The 15,287-nt window shown below is 56.9% G+C and carries 13 protein-coding genes and 1 other RNA gene; 10 read left to right on the forward strand and 4 right to left on the reverse strand.

Annotation, left to right across the window (positions count from 1 at the left end; genetic code table 11):
- Positions 1-51: 51 nt before the first annotated feature.
- Positions 52-774 carry an oxidative stress defense protein gene (locus HFD87_RS19620; protein ID WP_010248826.1) on the forward strand — a complete coding sequence of 241 codons (723 nt, stop codon included), beginning with the start codon at positions 52-54 and terminating at the stop codon, positions 772-774.
- Between the two features lie 256 nt (positions 775-1,030).
- On the opposite strand, the gene HFD87_RS19625 is transcribed toward HFD87_RS19620, so the two are convergent.
- Entirely contained in the window at positions 1,031-1,936 is a 906-nt protein-coding gene (locus HFD87_RS19625) for a LysR family transcriptional regulator ArgP (RefSeq protein WP_010248822.1), read from the reverse strand.
- A 182-nt stretch (positions 1,937-2,118) separates the two neighbouring features.
- Here HFD87_RS19625 and rpiA point away from each other — a divergent pair, with 182 nt between their 5' ends.
- Positions 2,119-2,778 carry a ribose-5-phosphate isomerase RpiA gene (gene rpiA / locus HFD87_RS19630; RefSeq protein WP_010248819.1) on the forward strand — a complete coding sequence of 220 codons (660 nt, stop codon included), beginning with the start codon at positions 2,119-2,121 and terminating at the stop codon, positions 2,776-2,778.
- 279 nt (positions 2,779-3,057) lie between these two features.
- Positions 3,058-4,296: a phosphoglycerate dehydrogenase gene (gene serA, locus HFD87_RS19635; protein WP_010248817.1), complete on the forward strand. Its 1,239-nt coding sequence runs from the start codon at positions 3,058-3,060 to the stop codon at positions 4,294-4,296.
- 344 nt (positions 4,297-4,640) lie between these two features.
- On the opposite strand, the gene HFD87_RS19640 is transcribed toward serA, so the two are convergent.
- The 3 genes from HFD87_RS19640 to zapA form a co-directional block, all read right to left on the reverse strand.
- Positions 4,641-5,234: a 5-formyltetrahydrofolate cyclo-ligase gene (locus HFD87_RS19640; protein ID WP_010671060.1), complete on the reverse strand. Its 594-nt coding sequence runs from the start codon at positions 5,232-5,234 to the stop codon at positions 4,641-4,643.
- Between the two features lie 92 nt (positions 5,235-5,326).
- Positions 5,327-5,509, reverse strand: a non-coding RNA gene (ssrS, locus tag HFD87_RS19645) — 6S RNA.
- Between the two features lie 39 nt (positions 5,510-5,548).
- Positions 5,549-5,878: a cell division protein ZapA gene (gene zapA / locus HFD87_RS19650; protein ID WP_008925677.1), complete on the reverse strand. Its 330-nt coding sequence runs from the start codon at positions 5,876-5,878 to the stop codon at positions 5,549-5,551.
- 170 nt (positions 5,879-6,048) lie between these two features.
- Between zapA and HFD87_RS19655 the strand changes: the two genes are divergently transcribed.
- The 7 genes from HFD87_RS19655 (at position 6,049) to gcvP (ending at position 15,281) form a co-directional block, all read left to right on the forward strand.
- Positions 6,049-6,627: a YecA family protein gene (locus HFD87_RS19655; protein ID WP_022623836.1), complete on the forward strand. Its 579-nt coding sequence runs from the start codon at positions 6,049-6,051 to the stop codon at positions 6,625-6,627.
- 46 nt (positions 6,628-6,673) lie between these two features.
- Entirely contained in the window at positions 6,674-7,996 is a 1,323-nt protein-coding gene (gene pepP, locus HFD87_RS19660; protein WP_132499417.1) for a Xaa-Pro aminopeptidase, read from the forward strand.
- A complete protein-coding gene (gene ubiH, locus HFD87_RS19665; RefSeq protein ID WP_167423826.1) occupies positions 7,993-9,171 on the forward strand; it encodes a 2-octaprenyl-6-methoxyphenyl hydroxylase in 1,179 nt (392 codons plus the stop codon). The genes pepP and ubiH overlap by 4 nt, the downstream gene beginning before the upstream one ends.
- 13 nt (positions 9,172-9,184) lie before the next feature.
- On the forward strand, positions 9,185-10,387 hold the full coding sequence (gene ubiI / locus HFD87_RS19670) for an FAD-dependent 2-octaprenylphenol hydroxylase (protein ID WP_010671056.1): 1,203 nt from the start codon (positions 9,185-9,187) through the stop codon (positions 10,385-10,387).
- Between the two features lie 432 nt (positions 10,388-10,819).
- The gene (gcvT, locus tag HFD87_RS19675; protein WP_010248804.1) at positions 10,820-11,917 is read left to right on the forward strand and encodes a glycine cleavage system aminomethyltransferase GcvT; all 1,098 of its coding nucleotides are present in this window, start codon (positions 10,820-10,822) and stop codon (positions 11,915-11,917) included.
- Positions 11,918-11,940: 23 nt separating this feature from the next.
- A complete protein-coding gene (gcvH, locus tag HFD87_RS19680; protein ID WP_010248802.1) occupies positions 11,941-12,327 on the forward strand; it encodes a glycine cleavage system protein GcvH in 387 nt (128 codons plus the stop codon).
- 80 nt (positions 12,328-12,407) lie between these two features.
- Positions 12,408-15,281: an aminomethyl-transferring glycine dehydrogenase gene (gene gcvP, locus HFD87_RS19685; protein ID WP_158149016.1), complete on the forward strand. Its 2,874-nt coding sequence runs from the start codon at positions 12,408-12,410 to the stop codon at positions 15,279-15,281.
- Positions 15,282-15,287: the final 6 nt, after the last annotated feature.

Here is a 15,287-nt window from a genome sequence, read left to right on the forward strand (position 1 = left end):
TGGGCTTCGCCGGTTGGAAGCCGTCATAGTACCTTTTCAAGGAGGACTTTCATGAAACTGAAAGCATTGGCTCTGGCCGCAATCATGAGCGCCGGGGCATTGCCTGGCGTACACGCTGATGAGTTACCGAACGGGCCACACGTGGTGACCTCAGGCAAGGCAACGGTCGATGCCCGTCCCGATATCGCCACGCTCTCTATCGTGGTGAACGTGTCGTCAAAAGATGCCGCAGATGCGAAAAAGCAGGCGGATAGCCGGGTTGCACAATATTTCGATTTTCTGCAGAAAAACGGCATTGAGAAGAAAGATATTGATGCGGCAAACCTGAGCACCCAGCCTGAGTACGATTACACCAAAGAGGGTAAATCCGTCCTGAAAGGCTACCGTGCGGTGCGTCAGGTGCAGGTAACCCTGCGTCAGCTGGACAAGCTGAATGATCTGCTGGACGGGGCGCTGAAGTCCGGTCTGAATGAGGTGCGTAGCGTCGAGTTAGGCGTGGCAAATCCGGAGAGTTACAAAGAGCAGGCGCGTAAAGCAGCGATTAAAAATGCGACTCAGCAGGCATCACAGCTGGCTGAAGGCTTTAACGCGAAACTGGGATCAATCTACAGCATTCGTTATCAGGTCGCTAACTATCAGCCGATGCCGATGAACCGTATGTATAAAGCGGCTGCAGCGGCAGATACCTCGGCGCAGGAGACCTACGATCAGCAGAGCATTAACTTTGACGATCAGGTTGATGTGGTGTTTGAGATCAAGCCCAATACGCCATAGTGCAAAACGGGGCTGATGCCCCGTTAAGACTGCCGATGAATCTCAGGATCTGACCGCAATGAATAAATTCAAAGCGAAGGAAACATGGTCAGAGGAGGAAAGCGTCCCGCGCCATGGACGGCGCGGGCCGAGCGGCCAGGGATTGGCTTAAGCGCCTTTCCGATCTGACCTTGTTCCCTGAGCCAATCCATCCTTACAGCCGTTCGGGGCATAATTTGTCAGCAGTAAAAACGGGGCTTTCGCCCCGTTTTTGTTTTCAGGCTGCGACGTCATCCTGACGCAGTACCCGATGTCCATGCGCAATCAGCGCATCGGTCACCCGACGCATTAACCGGCTTTCCGGCGCAAAACGATGCCAGTAGAGCATCCGGCGCTGACACAAGCCTGGCGTCAGATCTATTAACTCACCGCTCGCCAGCTCACGCTCAATCTGCAGATGCGGGATCATACAGCAGGTTGAACCCTGTCGCGCCATCTGCACAAAGGCTTCAGAGGAGTTCACGATGTGGCAGGGCACACTGCCAGGTGAAAGATCAAAGTTCTGTTGCAGGAAGGCCTGATGCATATCATCAAGATGGTCAAACGCCACCGCAGGCGCTTTCAGCAGGGCAGAGCGGGTGACGCCGTTGGGAAAGAAGCGATCGGCAAAGTCGCGCGATGCCACAAACAGGTAGTCGAGCGCACCGAGCTGATCCACCAGGCAACTAGGCAGCGGCTGCGGCTGAATACTCACCGCACCCACCACTTCACCACGACGCAGACGCTCCTGGGTGCGGGTTTCATCTTCGACCTGCAGATTCAGGCGTACGGGTGAATCTGCCAGCACATCCTTCAGCGCAGGCAGCAGCCAGGTCGCCAGACTGTCGGCATTGACCGCCAGCGACAGCAGCAGCGGCGTGGTGCCACTGTTCTCATCGCCCAGCCACTCCTCTTCCAGCAGTTCCACCTGGTGCAGCAACGCCAGCAGTTTCTGACCCTGTTCGGTCGGACGTGGTGGCACGGTTCGCACCAGCAGCGGCTGACCAAACAGATTCTCCAGCTGCTTGATACGCTGTGAAACCGCTGACTGGGTGATACATAATTTTTGAGCGGCACGCTCAAATCCGCGTTCGCGGATCACTGAATCCAGCGCCTGAAGCGTTCGATAATCCGGGCGTTTCATTATTCTTCTCTCTCCTTCAGGATGGATGTCACTATGCCACAAAAGTGTCACCTGTGATGGCTCTCTTGTTTTTTGTGGGCTGGCTTCCAAAGCGATAAATCCGCGTCGGTCAGCCGAGCATTTTCAGCAAGCCTTGTTTTATACTACGCGCACTTCGTTGTCGCACAGGTTTTAAACATACCATGACCCAGGATGAACTGAAAAAAGCCGTTGGCTGGGCTGCACTTGAGTACGTGCAGCCGGGCACCGTTGTTGGTGTGGGCACCGGATCCACCGCTGCCCACTTTATCGATGCGCTTGCCACGGTCAGGCATCAGATTGAAGGTGCCGTCTCCAGCTCGGATGCCTCAACCCAGAAGCTGAAGAGCCTGGGTATTCAGGTGTTCGACCTGAACGAGATTGACCTGCTGTCGGTGTACGTAGATGGCGCGGATGAGATCAACCCACAGATGCAGATGATCAAAGGCGGCGGCGCGGCGCTGACGCGCGAAAAGATCGTGGCCGCCGTGGCTGAAACCTTTATCTGTATCGCTGACGCTTCAAAAGAGGTCGATGTGCTGGGCCGTTTCCCGCTGCCGGTCGAGGTGATCCCGATGGCGCGCAGTTATGTGGCGCGTCAGCTGGTGAAAATGGGCGGCTTGCCTGAGTATCGTCAGAACGTGGTCACCGATAACGGCAACATTATTCTCGATGTGCATAATCTGCGCATTCTCGATCCCATTGAGCTGGAAAAAACCATCAACGCCTTGCCTGGCGTCGTTACCGTGGGCCTTTTTGCCGCGCGTGGTGCCGATATTGCACTGATTGGCGGGCCTGATGGCGTGAAAACCATCAAAAAATGATCTGTCCGGCGTCGATGCGGCGTCGGTTATTTCTGCCTGCAAATCATCTTTTCTCGCTGCGGTGAAATTTGGTGACTTATGTCACATAACCGTCATCGGCAGCGGGTTCGTTCTCTCTTCCAGTCCGACCTCCTTATTTTGTCCGGCAATGTGCTGCCGTCAGCCGCTGCCGTGCTGGCGGCCGGGCAATCGTTTGTATTGCCCGACGCGATTTTTTTGATATTTTGACAGAAGGCTGGCTTATGGTAGTCCTCATTGAATGCTGAATAGGATCGGGAAATGGCAAAGGTATCACTGGAAAAAGATAAGATTAAGTTCCTGCTGGTGGAAGGTGTCCATCAGAGCGCGCTGGAGAACCTGCGGGCTGCAGGCTATACCAACATCGAATTCCATAAGGGCGCACTGGACTCCGACGCGTTAAAAGCATCGATCCGTGATGCACACTTTATTGGTATCCGTTCCCGCTCCCAGCTCACTGAAGAGATTTTTGCGGCGGCTGAAAAGCTGGTCGCCGTTGGCTGTTTCTGTATCGGCACCAACCAGGTTGATCTGCAGGCGGCTGCCAGCCGGGGTATTCCCGTGTTCAATGCGCCGTTCTCAAATACCCGCTCGGTTGCGGAGCTGGTGATTGGTGAGATGCTGCTGATGCTGCGTGGCATCCCGGAAGCGAATGCGAAAGCACACCGTGGCATCTGGAATAAGATTGCCAAAGGCTCATTTGAAGCGCGTGGCAAAAAACTGGGTATTATCGGTTACGGCCACATCGGAATGCAGCTGGGCGTGCTGGCAGAAAGCCTGGGTATGCATGTTTTCTTCTACGACATTGAAAACAAGCTGCCGCTGGGTAATGCCACGCAGGTACGCCATCTGGCCGATCTCCTCAACATGAGCGATGTGGTCAGCCTGCACGTGCCGGAAACCGTCTCTACACAGGATATGATTGGTGCAGAGCAGCTGGCGCAGATGAAGCCTGGCGCGCTGCTGATTAACGCCTCACGCGGCACGGTGGTGGATATCCCGGCGCTGTGCGATGCGCTGGCCAGCAAGCATGTGGGTGGCGCAGCCATCGACGTCTTCCCGAGCGAGCCAGCTACCAACAGCGAGCCGTTTATCTCTCCACTGAGTGAGTTCGACAACGTGATCCTGACGCCGCACATTGGCGGCTCGACGGAAGAAGCGCAGGAGAACATCGGCATTGAAGTGGCGGGCAAGCTGGCGAAATACTCCGATAACGGCTCGACTCTCTCGGCTGTTAACTTCCCCGAAGTGTCACTGCCGATTCACGGTATCAGCGCCAGTCGTCTGCTGCATATCCATGAGAACCGCCCTGGCGTGCTGACGGCTATCAACCAGATTTTTGCCGAGCAGGGCATCAACATCGCCGCCCAGTATCTGCAAACCTCGCCGTTTATGGGCTATGTGGTGATCGACATTGATGCAGAGCCGGAAGTGGCTGAGAACGCGCTGCAACTGATGAAGGCGATTCCGGGTACCATCCGCGCCCGTCTGCTTTACTAAGCGCTACCAACCTGAACAGGCGCTTAGTCGCGTCTCTTCAGGTAGTTAATACAGGCTCTCCCGATTTGCTGTAAGACCGAGACTGCGAAGAGAACACGGTCAGATCGGAAAGATGCAAAAGCCGCCATCCATGGCATGCCCGGCCCGCGCGATTACGCACCTCATCCCTGAGGTGCGCCCGTAACCGGGCCAACGCGTTGCGTTGTTTAAAAACGCTCCCGGCGTTTTTATCCGGGCGGCGGGACGCTTTCCTCTTCTGACCATGTTCCCTGCGCGTTAAGCTATTTTATTGCTGCCAGATGCGCCCAGGTATGGGTTTTCACTTGTCTGCAAAAGCGACTCTTCTACTCCCACTGCCAGAGTTTTGATGGCGTCATTACCGCCGGCAACGGCACATCCCATTCTGCCACCGGCAGGCTATCGACCTGCTGACAATCGTGTGCCAGGCCCACCGGCAAAAAACCGTGCTGCCGCCAGTTCTGCAGGGTGCGATCATAAAAGCCGCCGCCCATCCCCAGACGCTGTCCATGCTGATCAAACGCCACCAGCGGCACCATCATCAGATCCAGTTGATCAAGGGTGATCACCTGCCGGATATCCAGCGGCGGTTCAGGAATGCGCAGCTTATTTTTGAGCAATGGGGTATCGGGCGAATAGCGCAGAAACAACAAATTACCGGGGGAGAAGGGGTGTAAAACCGGCAGACAGACCGTTTTCTTCAGATGCCAGAGGCGGGCAATCAGCGGACGGGTATTCAGTTCGCCATCCACCGACAGAAACAGGGCGATATTGCGCGCTTCAGTCACCGGGGCGTAGTTGAGCGCATGTTCAGCAAGCTGCTCAGCGGCCTGCGTTTGCTGCTCATCGGTAAGTGCCCGTCGCAGATGTCGCACATGCTGGCGAATCGCCTGACGCTGGGTCATTGAAGGTTCAGACATGGAAGGTTCAGACATGATTTCCCCGCCGGATAAGTCGCTGTTGAGCGACTATAACATGTCAGTCAGGGGAAAAAAGCAGGACTACAGGAAGAGAGATCTCCGAGATGCCGCCGTAGGCTGTAACCCTTGAACCCTTGGTTCAAGGTGAACATGCCGTCATAACCATCAGGCTTCTCGGACGAACCGAGCATGCACACAGGTTACGAGCGTCACATTCTGTTTTTTCGAAATATCGGCTCAGGGGACTGGCCCACATGCAAACATCTCAGAGAAAATTTACCTCACCGTTACTTAAGTATAGCAACCATGAAGTTTTATTCGAACTTCGCACCCTCACGCTCAGAGATGCGACCCTGCTCAACTAATGCCTGTTCAATCGTCTGCTGCAACATACGGATACGCTGTTCCATATTAGCAGCATAATCGCGCGTTTTCACTTTCTCTTGCGCCAGCTCGTGGCAGACGTTTAACGCGGCGATGAACACCAGTTGTTCTGTATTGGTGACTCTAGTGCGAACTTTTAGATCTTGCAACCGTTGATTGAGATCTTCAGCCGCGCTATTGAGCGCATCTTGCTGCTCTGGCGGACAATTTACTCTCAACGAACGACCAAAAATTTGTAAATCTACCGGTTGTGCAGACATGCCACCTTCCTGACTGATTACTTCGCTCGCAACTCCCTTAGCAGTCAATGGCTTGGGAGGCGGGCAACTATATAGACCCACGAAATAAGATACAACCCCTTTTCTGGAAACCTTGAGGCAGCTAGTGGTAGCATAACACGAACTTATTCTGCCAACGACGATGAAAACTTATGTCCTTACAGAACGCAACCCCCGATTACAACGCGCTCGCGGCGGTGCTCTCACAGCAGGGCGTTGGAATGACGCCCGCGGAAATGCATGGCCTGCTGAGCGGGATCCTCTGCGGTGGTAACCAGGACACCAGCTGGAAGACGCTGGTACACGATCTGGCTAACGAAGGCATGGCGTTTTCACACACTCTTGCCGTGCCGCTGGCGGAACTACACGAGCATACGGCGACTACGCTGGAAGATGAAGGCTTCCTGTTTCAGCTGCTGCTGCCTGCTGACGACGACATCACTGTATTTGACCGTGCCGACGCGCTGGCGGGCTGGGTTAACCATTTTCTGCTCGGCCTGGGCGTAACACAGCCTAAACTGGATAAAGTCACCGGCGAAACCGGCGAAGCAATCGATGATCTGCGCACCATCGCACAGCTCGGTTACGAAGAAGATGAAGACCAGGAGGAGCTGGAGCAGTCGCTGGAGGAGGTGATTGAGTATGTACGTGTCGCCGCGCTGCTGTGCCACGATACGTTCACCCGCCCGCAGCCAACCGCGCCAGAAGTGCAAAAACCGACGCTACACTAATTTCAGGTCAACGAGTTTAACCGGTCAGTTTACAGGGAGTGCAGAGATGATTTCACTGGAACGATTCCTGCAGCGTCGTCAGGCGCTGCTGGCGAAGATGGTGCCTGGCAGCGCAGCGTTAATCTTTGCTGCGCCAGAAGTGATGCGCAGTAATGACACCGAATATCCGTTCCGCCAGAGCAGCGACTTCTGGTATTTCACCGGTTTTAACGAGCCGCAGGCGTTGCTGGTGCTGATCAAAAGCGATGAGAATCATAACCACAGCGTGTTGTTTAATCGCGTGCGCGATCCTGCGGCGGAAACCTGGTCTGGCCGTCGTCTGGGTCAGGAGGCCGCACCCGACAAACTGGGCGTCGATCGCGCTTTACCCTGGAATGATATTGGTGACCAGCTGCACCTGCTGCTGAATGGCCTGGATGTGGTTTACCATGCGCAGGGCGAATATGCCCACGCGGACACACTGGTGTTCAGCGCGCTGGATAAGCTGCGTCGCGGCTTCCGCCAGCATCTCAGTGCGCCCGATACCCTCACTGACTGGCGTCCCTGGGTGCATGAGATGCGCCTGTTTAAAGATGCGGATGAGATTGAACTGTTACGTCGCGCCGGGAAAATCAGTGCACTGGCGCATACCCGCGCCATGCAAGCCTGTCGGCCAGGCCTGTTCGAGTATCAGCTCGAAGGGGAAATTCAGCACGAATTTAACCGTCACGGCGCGCGTTTTCCCTCCTATAACACCATTGTGGGTGCCGGAGTTAACGGCTGCATTCTGCACTACACCGAAAACGAAAGCGAAATGCGCGACGGCGATCTGGTGCTGATCGATGCAGGCTGTGAGTTCCACGGCTATGCAGGCGATATCACCCGCACCTTCCCGGTTAACGGCAAATTCAGCCCGGCGCAGCGCGCGATTTATGACATCGTGCTGGCTTGCCTCAACCGCTCGCTTGAACTGTTCCGGCCGGGCATCAGCATTCGTGAAGTGAATGATGAAGTGGTGCGTATCATGGTCACCGGGCTGGTGGAACTGGGCATCCTGGAGGGCGACGTCGATACATTGATCGCCGAGGAAGTCCATCGTCAGTTCTATATGCATGGCCTGGGCCACTGGCTGGGGCTGGATGTGCATGATGTCGGCCACTACGGCACCCCGAGCCGCGACCGCGTACTGGAACCGGGCATGGTGTTAACCGTCGAGCCGGGTCTTTATATCGCACCGGATGCCGACGTGCCCGCGCAGTATCGCGGCATTGGTATCCGAATCGAAGATGACATTGTGATCACTGAAGATGGCATTGAAAATCTCACCGACAGCGTCGTGAAAGAGGCGGATGACATTGAAGCACTGATGGCGGCGGCAAAACAGGCATGACGATTCTGATTGCCGGTGGCGGCATGACCGGGGCGACGCTGGCGCTGGCGATCTCCCATCTGACCCAGGGCACACTGCCGGTAACGCTGATTGAAAGCAGCGAGCCCGGCAGCCGGGCGCATCCCGGTTTCGACGGCCGCGCTATTGCGCTCTCTGCCGGTACCTGCCAGCAGCTTGCGGACATCAATCTGTGGCAGCACATCGCCCGTTGTGCCACGCCGATTACCGACATTCATGTCTCCGATCGCGGTCACGCCGGTTTTGTGTCGCTGGCGGCGGCTGACTACGCTATTCCGGCGCTGGGACAGGTTGTCGAGCTGTTTGACGTCGGTCAGCGTCTGTTTGCTGAGCTGAAAAAAGCACCCGGCGTAACGCTGCGCTGTCCGGCTCGTGTTACCCAGGCTAACCGCCGTGAGCAGCAGGTTGAGGTGATGCTGGACAGTGGCGAACAACTCAGCGGCAAACTGCTGGTGGCGGCGGATGGCACGCGCTCTGCGCTGGCGGCTTCGTGCGGCATTCAGTGGCAAAGAGACGACTATGAACAGCTTGCCGTGATTGCCAATGTTTCCACCGCGCTGCCCCATCAGGGCCGGGCATTTGAACGTTTTACCGAACATGGCCCGCTGGCGCTGTTGCCGATGTCCGGCAATCGCCTGTCGCTGGTCTGGTGTCATCCGGTTTCACAGCGTGAACGCATTGAGCAGTGGAGCGAGGCTGAATTCCTCAGCCAGCTGCAGCGTGCCTTTGGCTGGCGGCTGGGTAAATTCACCCATACCGGTCAGCGTGAGTATTACCCGCTGGCGCTGCACCGGGCGATGTCGCCGGTGACGCATCGCGTGGCGGTGGTGGGCAATGCGGCGCAGACGCTGCATCCGATTGCCGGGCAGGGCTTCAACCTGGGCCTGCGCGATGTGATGTCGCTGGCTGAAACGCTGGCAGCCGCCCATCGACAACAGCAGGACCCCGGCAGCTATGCGGTGCTGCATCATTACCAGCAGCGTCGTCAGCCCGACCGCGCTGCCACCATCGGTATCACCGACGGACTGGTTCGCGTCTTTGCGAATCGCTATGGCCCGCTGGTGGCAGGACGTAACCTGGGCCTGCTGGCGATGGATCATCTGCCGTGGTTAAGAAATCAACTGGCTGAGCGCACGCTTGGCTGGGTTAAGCGTTAATAAAGAGGCTCAGATGCAAACTTTTGATGTGGTGATTGCCGGTGGCGGTATGGTGGGACTGGCGGTGGCCTGCGGCTTGCAGGGCAGCGGACTGCGCATCGCCGTACTGGAAAAATCACCGGAGCCACCGCTGGCGCTGAGTGCGTCACCGTCAGTTCGCGTGTCGGCAATCAATGCCGCCAGCGAACGGCTGCTGCAGAAGCTGGATGTCTGGTCGACCATTCTCTCGCTGCGCGCCAGCGCTTATCACGGTATGGAAGTGTGGGATAAGGACAGTTTCGGCTCCATCGCCTTTGATGATGAGCAGCAGGGCCTGTCGCATCTGGGACATATCATCGAAAACCCGGTGATCCACAATGCGCTCTGGCAACGTGCCAGCGCCTGCAGCGACGTGACGATAATGGCACCTTCGCAGTTACAGCAGGTCGCGTTTGGTGACAACGAAGCCTTTGTTACTCTGCAGGATGGCAGCATGTTAAGTGCGCGATTAATGATTGCCGCTGACGGCGCTAACTCCTGGCTACGCAACAAAGCCGATATCCCGCTGACCTTCTGGGATTACGATCACCATGCGTTAGTGGCAAACGTCCGCACTGAGAAGCCGCACGACGCAGTAGCGCGCCAGGTGTTCCACGGCGACGGCATTCTGGCTTTCCTGCCGATGCAGGATCCGCATCTCAGTTCCATCGTCTGGTCGCTCTCGCCGCAGGAAGCGAGCCGTCTGGAAACCATGCCGGAAGCGCTGTTCAATCAGCAGCTCTCGGTGGCGTTTGATATGCGGCTCGGCCTGTGCCAGCTGGAAAGCGAGCGCAAATCGTTTCCGCTGGTGGCGCGCTATGCCCGCAACTTCGCGGCACACCGTCTGGCGCTGGTGGGCGATGCGGCTCACACCATTCATCCGCTGGCGGGTCAGGGCGTTAACCTTGGGTTTATGGATGCCGCCGAGCTGATCGGTGAGATTCGCCGTCTGCATCAGCAGGGCAAAGATATTGGTCAGCACCTCTATCTGCGACGCTATGAGCGCAGCCGTAAGCACAGCGCCGCAATGATGCTGGCGGGAATGCAGGGCTTCCGCGAGATGTTCGCAGGCAATAATCCGGCGAAAAAATTGCTGCGCGACGTGGGTCTGAAACTGGCTGACCGCCTGCCGGGTGTTAAACCCATGATGCTGAAGCAGGCGATGGGGCTAAATGATCTGCCCGCCTGGCTACGCTAAATTCGCCCTTCTGATAAGCCAGCTTCTGCTGGCTTTTTTTACGCCTGACACCGCTCTGCACCACAAAAAGGCAACGCTGCACCAGCACAGGTCTTCGTTTGATTTATTCTAATTTTGCGGGCGAATTCGCATTACTTTTTCTCATTCTTCTGTCCGCTGGGCGCGGGATTTTTTTAACATCCTGAATGCCATCCCGCATAAATTTGCTGCGTATATTTAAATCCCCTGCATTTATTGCGCGATTAATCACAAAATTGCAGTTTTATATCCTGTTGGCAGCCGTTCCTGGTTAGGCTGTGCCTCTGCTTTCGACCCCGGTTTGCTTATGGTTAATCGTCAGATTCGGTGGTAACGTCAGCCCTAAGAGAACGTTTGCGTCGGCACTGAATTCCGGCGCACTTTTGCACTCACTCGCTTCTGCACAGGATGGTTATGACTCAGCAAACACCTCTGTTTGAACAGCATCAGGCCTGCGGTGCCCGCATGGTGGATTTTCATGGCTGGATGATGCCGCTGCACTATGGCTCCCAGATGGATGAACATCATGTGGTGCGCACCGACGCCGGTATGTTTGATGTCTCTCACATGACCATCGTCGACCTGACAGGCCCGCGTACCCGTGAATTCCTGCGCTACCTGCTGGCAAATGATGTGGCAAAACTGACCCAGCCAGGCAAAGCGCTCTACACCGGGATGCTGAATGCCTCGGGTGGCGTCATTGACGATTTGATTGTTTACTTTATGAGCGAAGAGTTCTTCCGCCTGGTGGTGAACTCTGCCACCCGTGAAAACGATCTCGCCTGGATCACGCAACACGCGCAGGGCTATGGCATTACGCTGACGGAACGCGACGACCTGGCGCTGATTGCCGTGCAGGGTCCGCAGGCGCAGCAGAAGGCACAGACGCTGTTCAGCGAGGAGCAGCGTCAGGCTGTTGCCGGCATGAAGCCATTTTTCGGCGTGCAGTCAGGCGACCTGTTTATCGCCACCACCGGCTATACCGGCGAAGCGGGATATGAGATTGCTATGCCTGCAGAGGAGGCAGCCGATTTCTGGCAGCGTCTGCTGGCTGCTGGCGTTAAACCTGCCGGACTGGGCGCACGTGACACGCTGCGTCTGGAAGCGGGTATGAATCTGTATGGTCAGGAGATGGATGAAGGCGTTTCACCGCTGGCTGCCAACATGGGCTGGACGGTCTGCTGGGAACCTGCTGACCGCGATTTCATCGGCCGGGAAGCGCTGGAACTGCAGCGTGAACGCGGTACCGAAAAGCTGGTAGGACTCATCCTCACAGAAAAAGGGGTGCTGCGTAACGGCTTGCCGGTGCGTTTCACCGATGACCAGGGGCAGCCGCAGGAGGGGATCATCACCAGTGGCTCTTTCTCTCCGACGCTGGGTTGCAGCATCGCCCTCGCGCGCGTACCGGCCTCAGTCGGCAGCACCGCCATCGTTGAGATCCGTAACCGCCAGATGCCGGTCCAGGTTACCCGTCCCGTTTTTGTCCGCGCCGGTAAACCGGTCGCTCAGTAAATTTTATTCAGGAGAAATGGCCAATGAGCAATGTGCCGAATACGTTGAAGTACCGCGACAGCCACGAGTGGGTGCGCAAAGAAGAAGATGGCAGCTACACCGTGGGTATCACTGAACACGCGCAGGAGCTACTGGGCGACATGGTGTTTGTCGATCTGCCGGAAGTGGGCGCGACGTTTGCCGCTGGTGAAGAGTGCGCGGTCGCGGAATCCGTTAAAGCGGCTTCAGATATCTATGCGCCGATCAGCGGTGAGATTGTGGCGGTCAACGAAGCACTGACTGACTCACCGGAGCAGGTCAACAGCGAGCCTTATGAAGGCGGCTGGTTATTCAAAATCAAAGCCAGCGACGCGTCTGAAATCGACACGCTGCTGGATGCGGATGCTTACAAAGCCTCCATCGACGAGTAGTCGTCAGGCGGCCTCACACTGAGGCCGCAGATTTATGTTTGCTCTCCGGTTCCCCCAGCCCGATTCAGGATTTACTGCTAATGACTCAGACTCTCAGCCAGCTTGAACACAACGGTGCATTCATTGAGCGCCATATCGGTCCTTCACCTGAGCAGCAGGCGCAGATGCTTGACGCTATTGGTGCCCGTTCGCTGGAAGCGTTAATCAGCACGATTGTGCCGGCAGACATTCAGCTGCCTGGCCCGCCAGCGGTTGGCGAAGCCGCCACTGAACAGCAGGCTCTGGCCGAACTGAAAGCGATTGCCAGCCAGAATCTGCGTTACAAATCCTGGATCGGTATGGGATACAGCGCGGTGATCACCCCGCCGGTCATCCTGCGTAATATGCTGGAGAATCCGGGCTGGTATACCGCCTATACCCCGTATCAGCCCGAGGTCTCCCAGGGCCGTCTGGAAGCGCTGCTCAACTTCCAGCAACTGACGCTGGATCTCACCGGCATGGATATCGCGTCTGCCTCACTGCTGGACGAAGCGACCGCTGCCGCTGAAGCGATGGCGATGGCAAAACGCGTCAGTAAGCTCAAAAATGCCAATAAATTCTTCATTGCCGATGATATCCATCCGCAGACGCTGGATGTGGTCCGCACCCGTGCGGAGACGTTCGGTTTCGAACTGATTATTGATAGCGCGGACAAAGCGCCCGATCATGACGACCTCTTTGGTGTGCTGCTGCAACAGGTGGGCACCACCGGCGAAGCGCACGATTACAGCGCGCTGATTGCCGGACTGAAAGCCCGCAAAGTAGTGGTCAGCGTAGCGGCGGACTTTATGTCGCTGGTGTTACTGGAAGCGCCAGGCAAACAGGGTGCAGACATTGTCTTTGGTTCAGCTCAGCGCTTCGGCGTGCCAATGGGCTACGGCGGCCCTCACGCGGCCTTTTTCGCCAGCCGCGACGAGCATAAGCGCTCTATGCCAGGCCGTATCATTGGTGTTTCACGTGATGCGGCGGGCAACACGGCGCTGCGTATGGCGATGCAGACCCGCGAACAACATATCCGCCGTGAAAAGGCCAACTCCAACATCTGTACGTCGCAGGTGCTGCTGGCAAACATCGCCGGTCTCTATGCGGTGTTCCACGGCCCGGCGGGCCTGAAACGCATTGCCTCACGCATTCATCGCTTCACCAACATTCTGGCGGCGGGACTGCAACAGGGCGGCCTGAAGCTGCGCCATCAGCACTGGTTCGATACGCTGACGGTGGAAGTGGCGGATAAAGCCGCCGTGCTGAACCGCGCCCTGAGCTTTGGCGTTAACCTGCGTAGCGACATCCATAACGCCGTGGGCATCACGCTGGATGAAACCACCTGCCGCGAAGATATTCTGGCGCTGTTTGCCATTCTGCTGGGTGATGAACACGGTCAGGACCTGGAAAAGCTCGACAGCGAAGTGGCCAGCGAGAGCCACGCGATTCCTGCTGGCCTGCAACGCCACAGCGAGATCCTGACCCATCCGGTGTTCAACCGTCATCACAGCGAAACCGAGATGATGCGCTACATGCACAGCCTGGAGAAAAAGGATCTGGCGCTGAATCAGGCGATGATCCCGCTGGGCTCCTGCACCATGAAGCTCAATGCCGCGGCAGAGATGATCCCGATCACCTGGCCGGAATTTGCGGAGCTGCATCCATTCTGCCCGGCTGAACAGGCTTCCGGCTATCTGCAGATGATCGGCCAGCTTTCACAGTGGCTGGTGCAGCTCACCGGCTATGATGCACTCTGTATGCAGCCAAACTCCGGCGCGCAGGGTGAATATGCCGGACTGCTGGCGATTCGCCGCTATCACGAAAGCCGTGGCGAGGGCGATCGTCATCTCTGCCTGATCCCGAGCTCGGCGCACGGGACTAACCCGGCCTCAGCCCAGATGGCGGGCATGGACGTGGTGGTGGTGGCCTGCGATAAACAGGGCAACATCGACCTTGGCGACCTGCGTGAGAAAGCGGCTCAGGCGGGCGACAGGCTCTCCTGCATCATGGTGACTTACCCGTCAACTCATGGCGTTTATGAAGAGACCATCCGCGAAGTGTGCCAGATCGTGCATCAGTATGGCGGTCAGGTCTATCTGGATGGCGCGAACATGAATGCGCAGGTCGGCATCACCACGCCTGGCTATATCGGCGCGGATGTCTCGCACCTGAATCTGCATAAAACCTTCTGCATTCCGCACGGCGGCGGTGGTCCGGGTATGGGACCGATTGGCGTCAAAGCGCACCTGGCCCCGTTTGTGCCAGGACACAGCGTGGTGCAGATTGACGGTGTGCTGACGCAGCAGGGCGCCGTATCCGCAGCGCCGTTTGGCAGTGCATCCATTCTGCCAATCAGCTGGATGTACATTCGCATGATGGGCGCGGAAGGGCTGAAACAGGCCAGCTCGGTTGCGATTCTGAATGCCAACTACATTGCCCGCCGCCTGCAGTCGGCCTATCCGGTGCTCTACACTGGCCGTGACGGTCGGGTGGCGCACGAATGTATTCTCGACATCCGTCCGCTGAAAGAGCAGACCGGCATCAGTGAGCTGGATATTGCTAAGCGCCTGATCGATTATGGATTCCACGCACCAACGATGTCCTTCCCGGTGGCGGGCACCCTGATGGTGGAGCCGACTGAATCGGAGAGCAAAATCGAACTGGATCGCTTTATCGACGCGATGCTGGCGATCCGCATGGAGATTGATCGGGTGACGTCAGGTGAATGGCCGCTGGATGACAATCCACTGGTTAATGCGCCGCATACTCAGCTGGAAATCGTCAGTGAGTGGTCACATCCTTATAGCCGCGAACTGGCAGTCTTCCCGGCGGGCAGCCACAACAAATACTGGCCGACGGTAAAACGTCTGGATGATGTGTTTGGCGACCGTAATCTCTTCTGCTCCTGCGTGCCGATGAGCGACTATCAGTAATTTCCC

Origin of the sequence: Pantoea sp. EKM21T, from assembly GCF_011800405.1 — a bacterium.
GTDB lineage: Bacteria > Pseudomonadota > Gammaproteobacteria > Enterobacterales > Enterobacteriaceae > Pantoea > Pantoea agglomerans.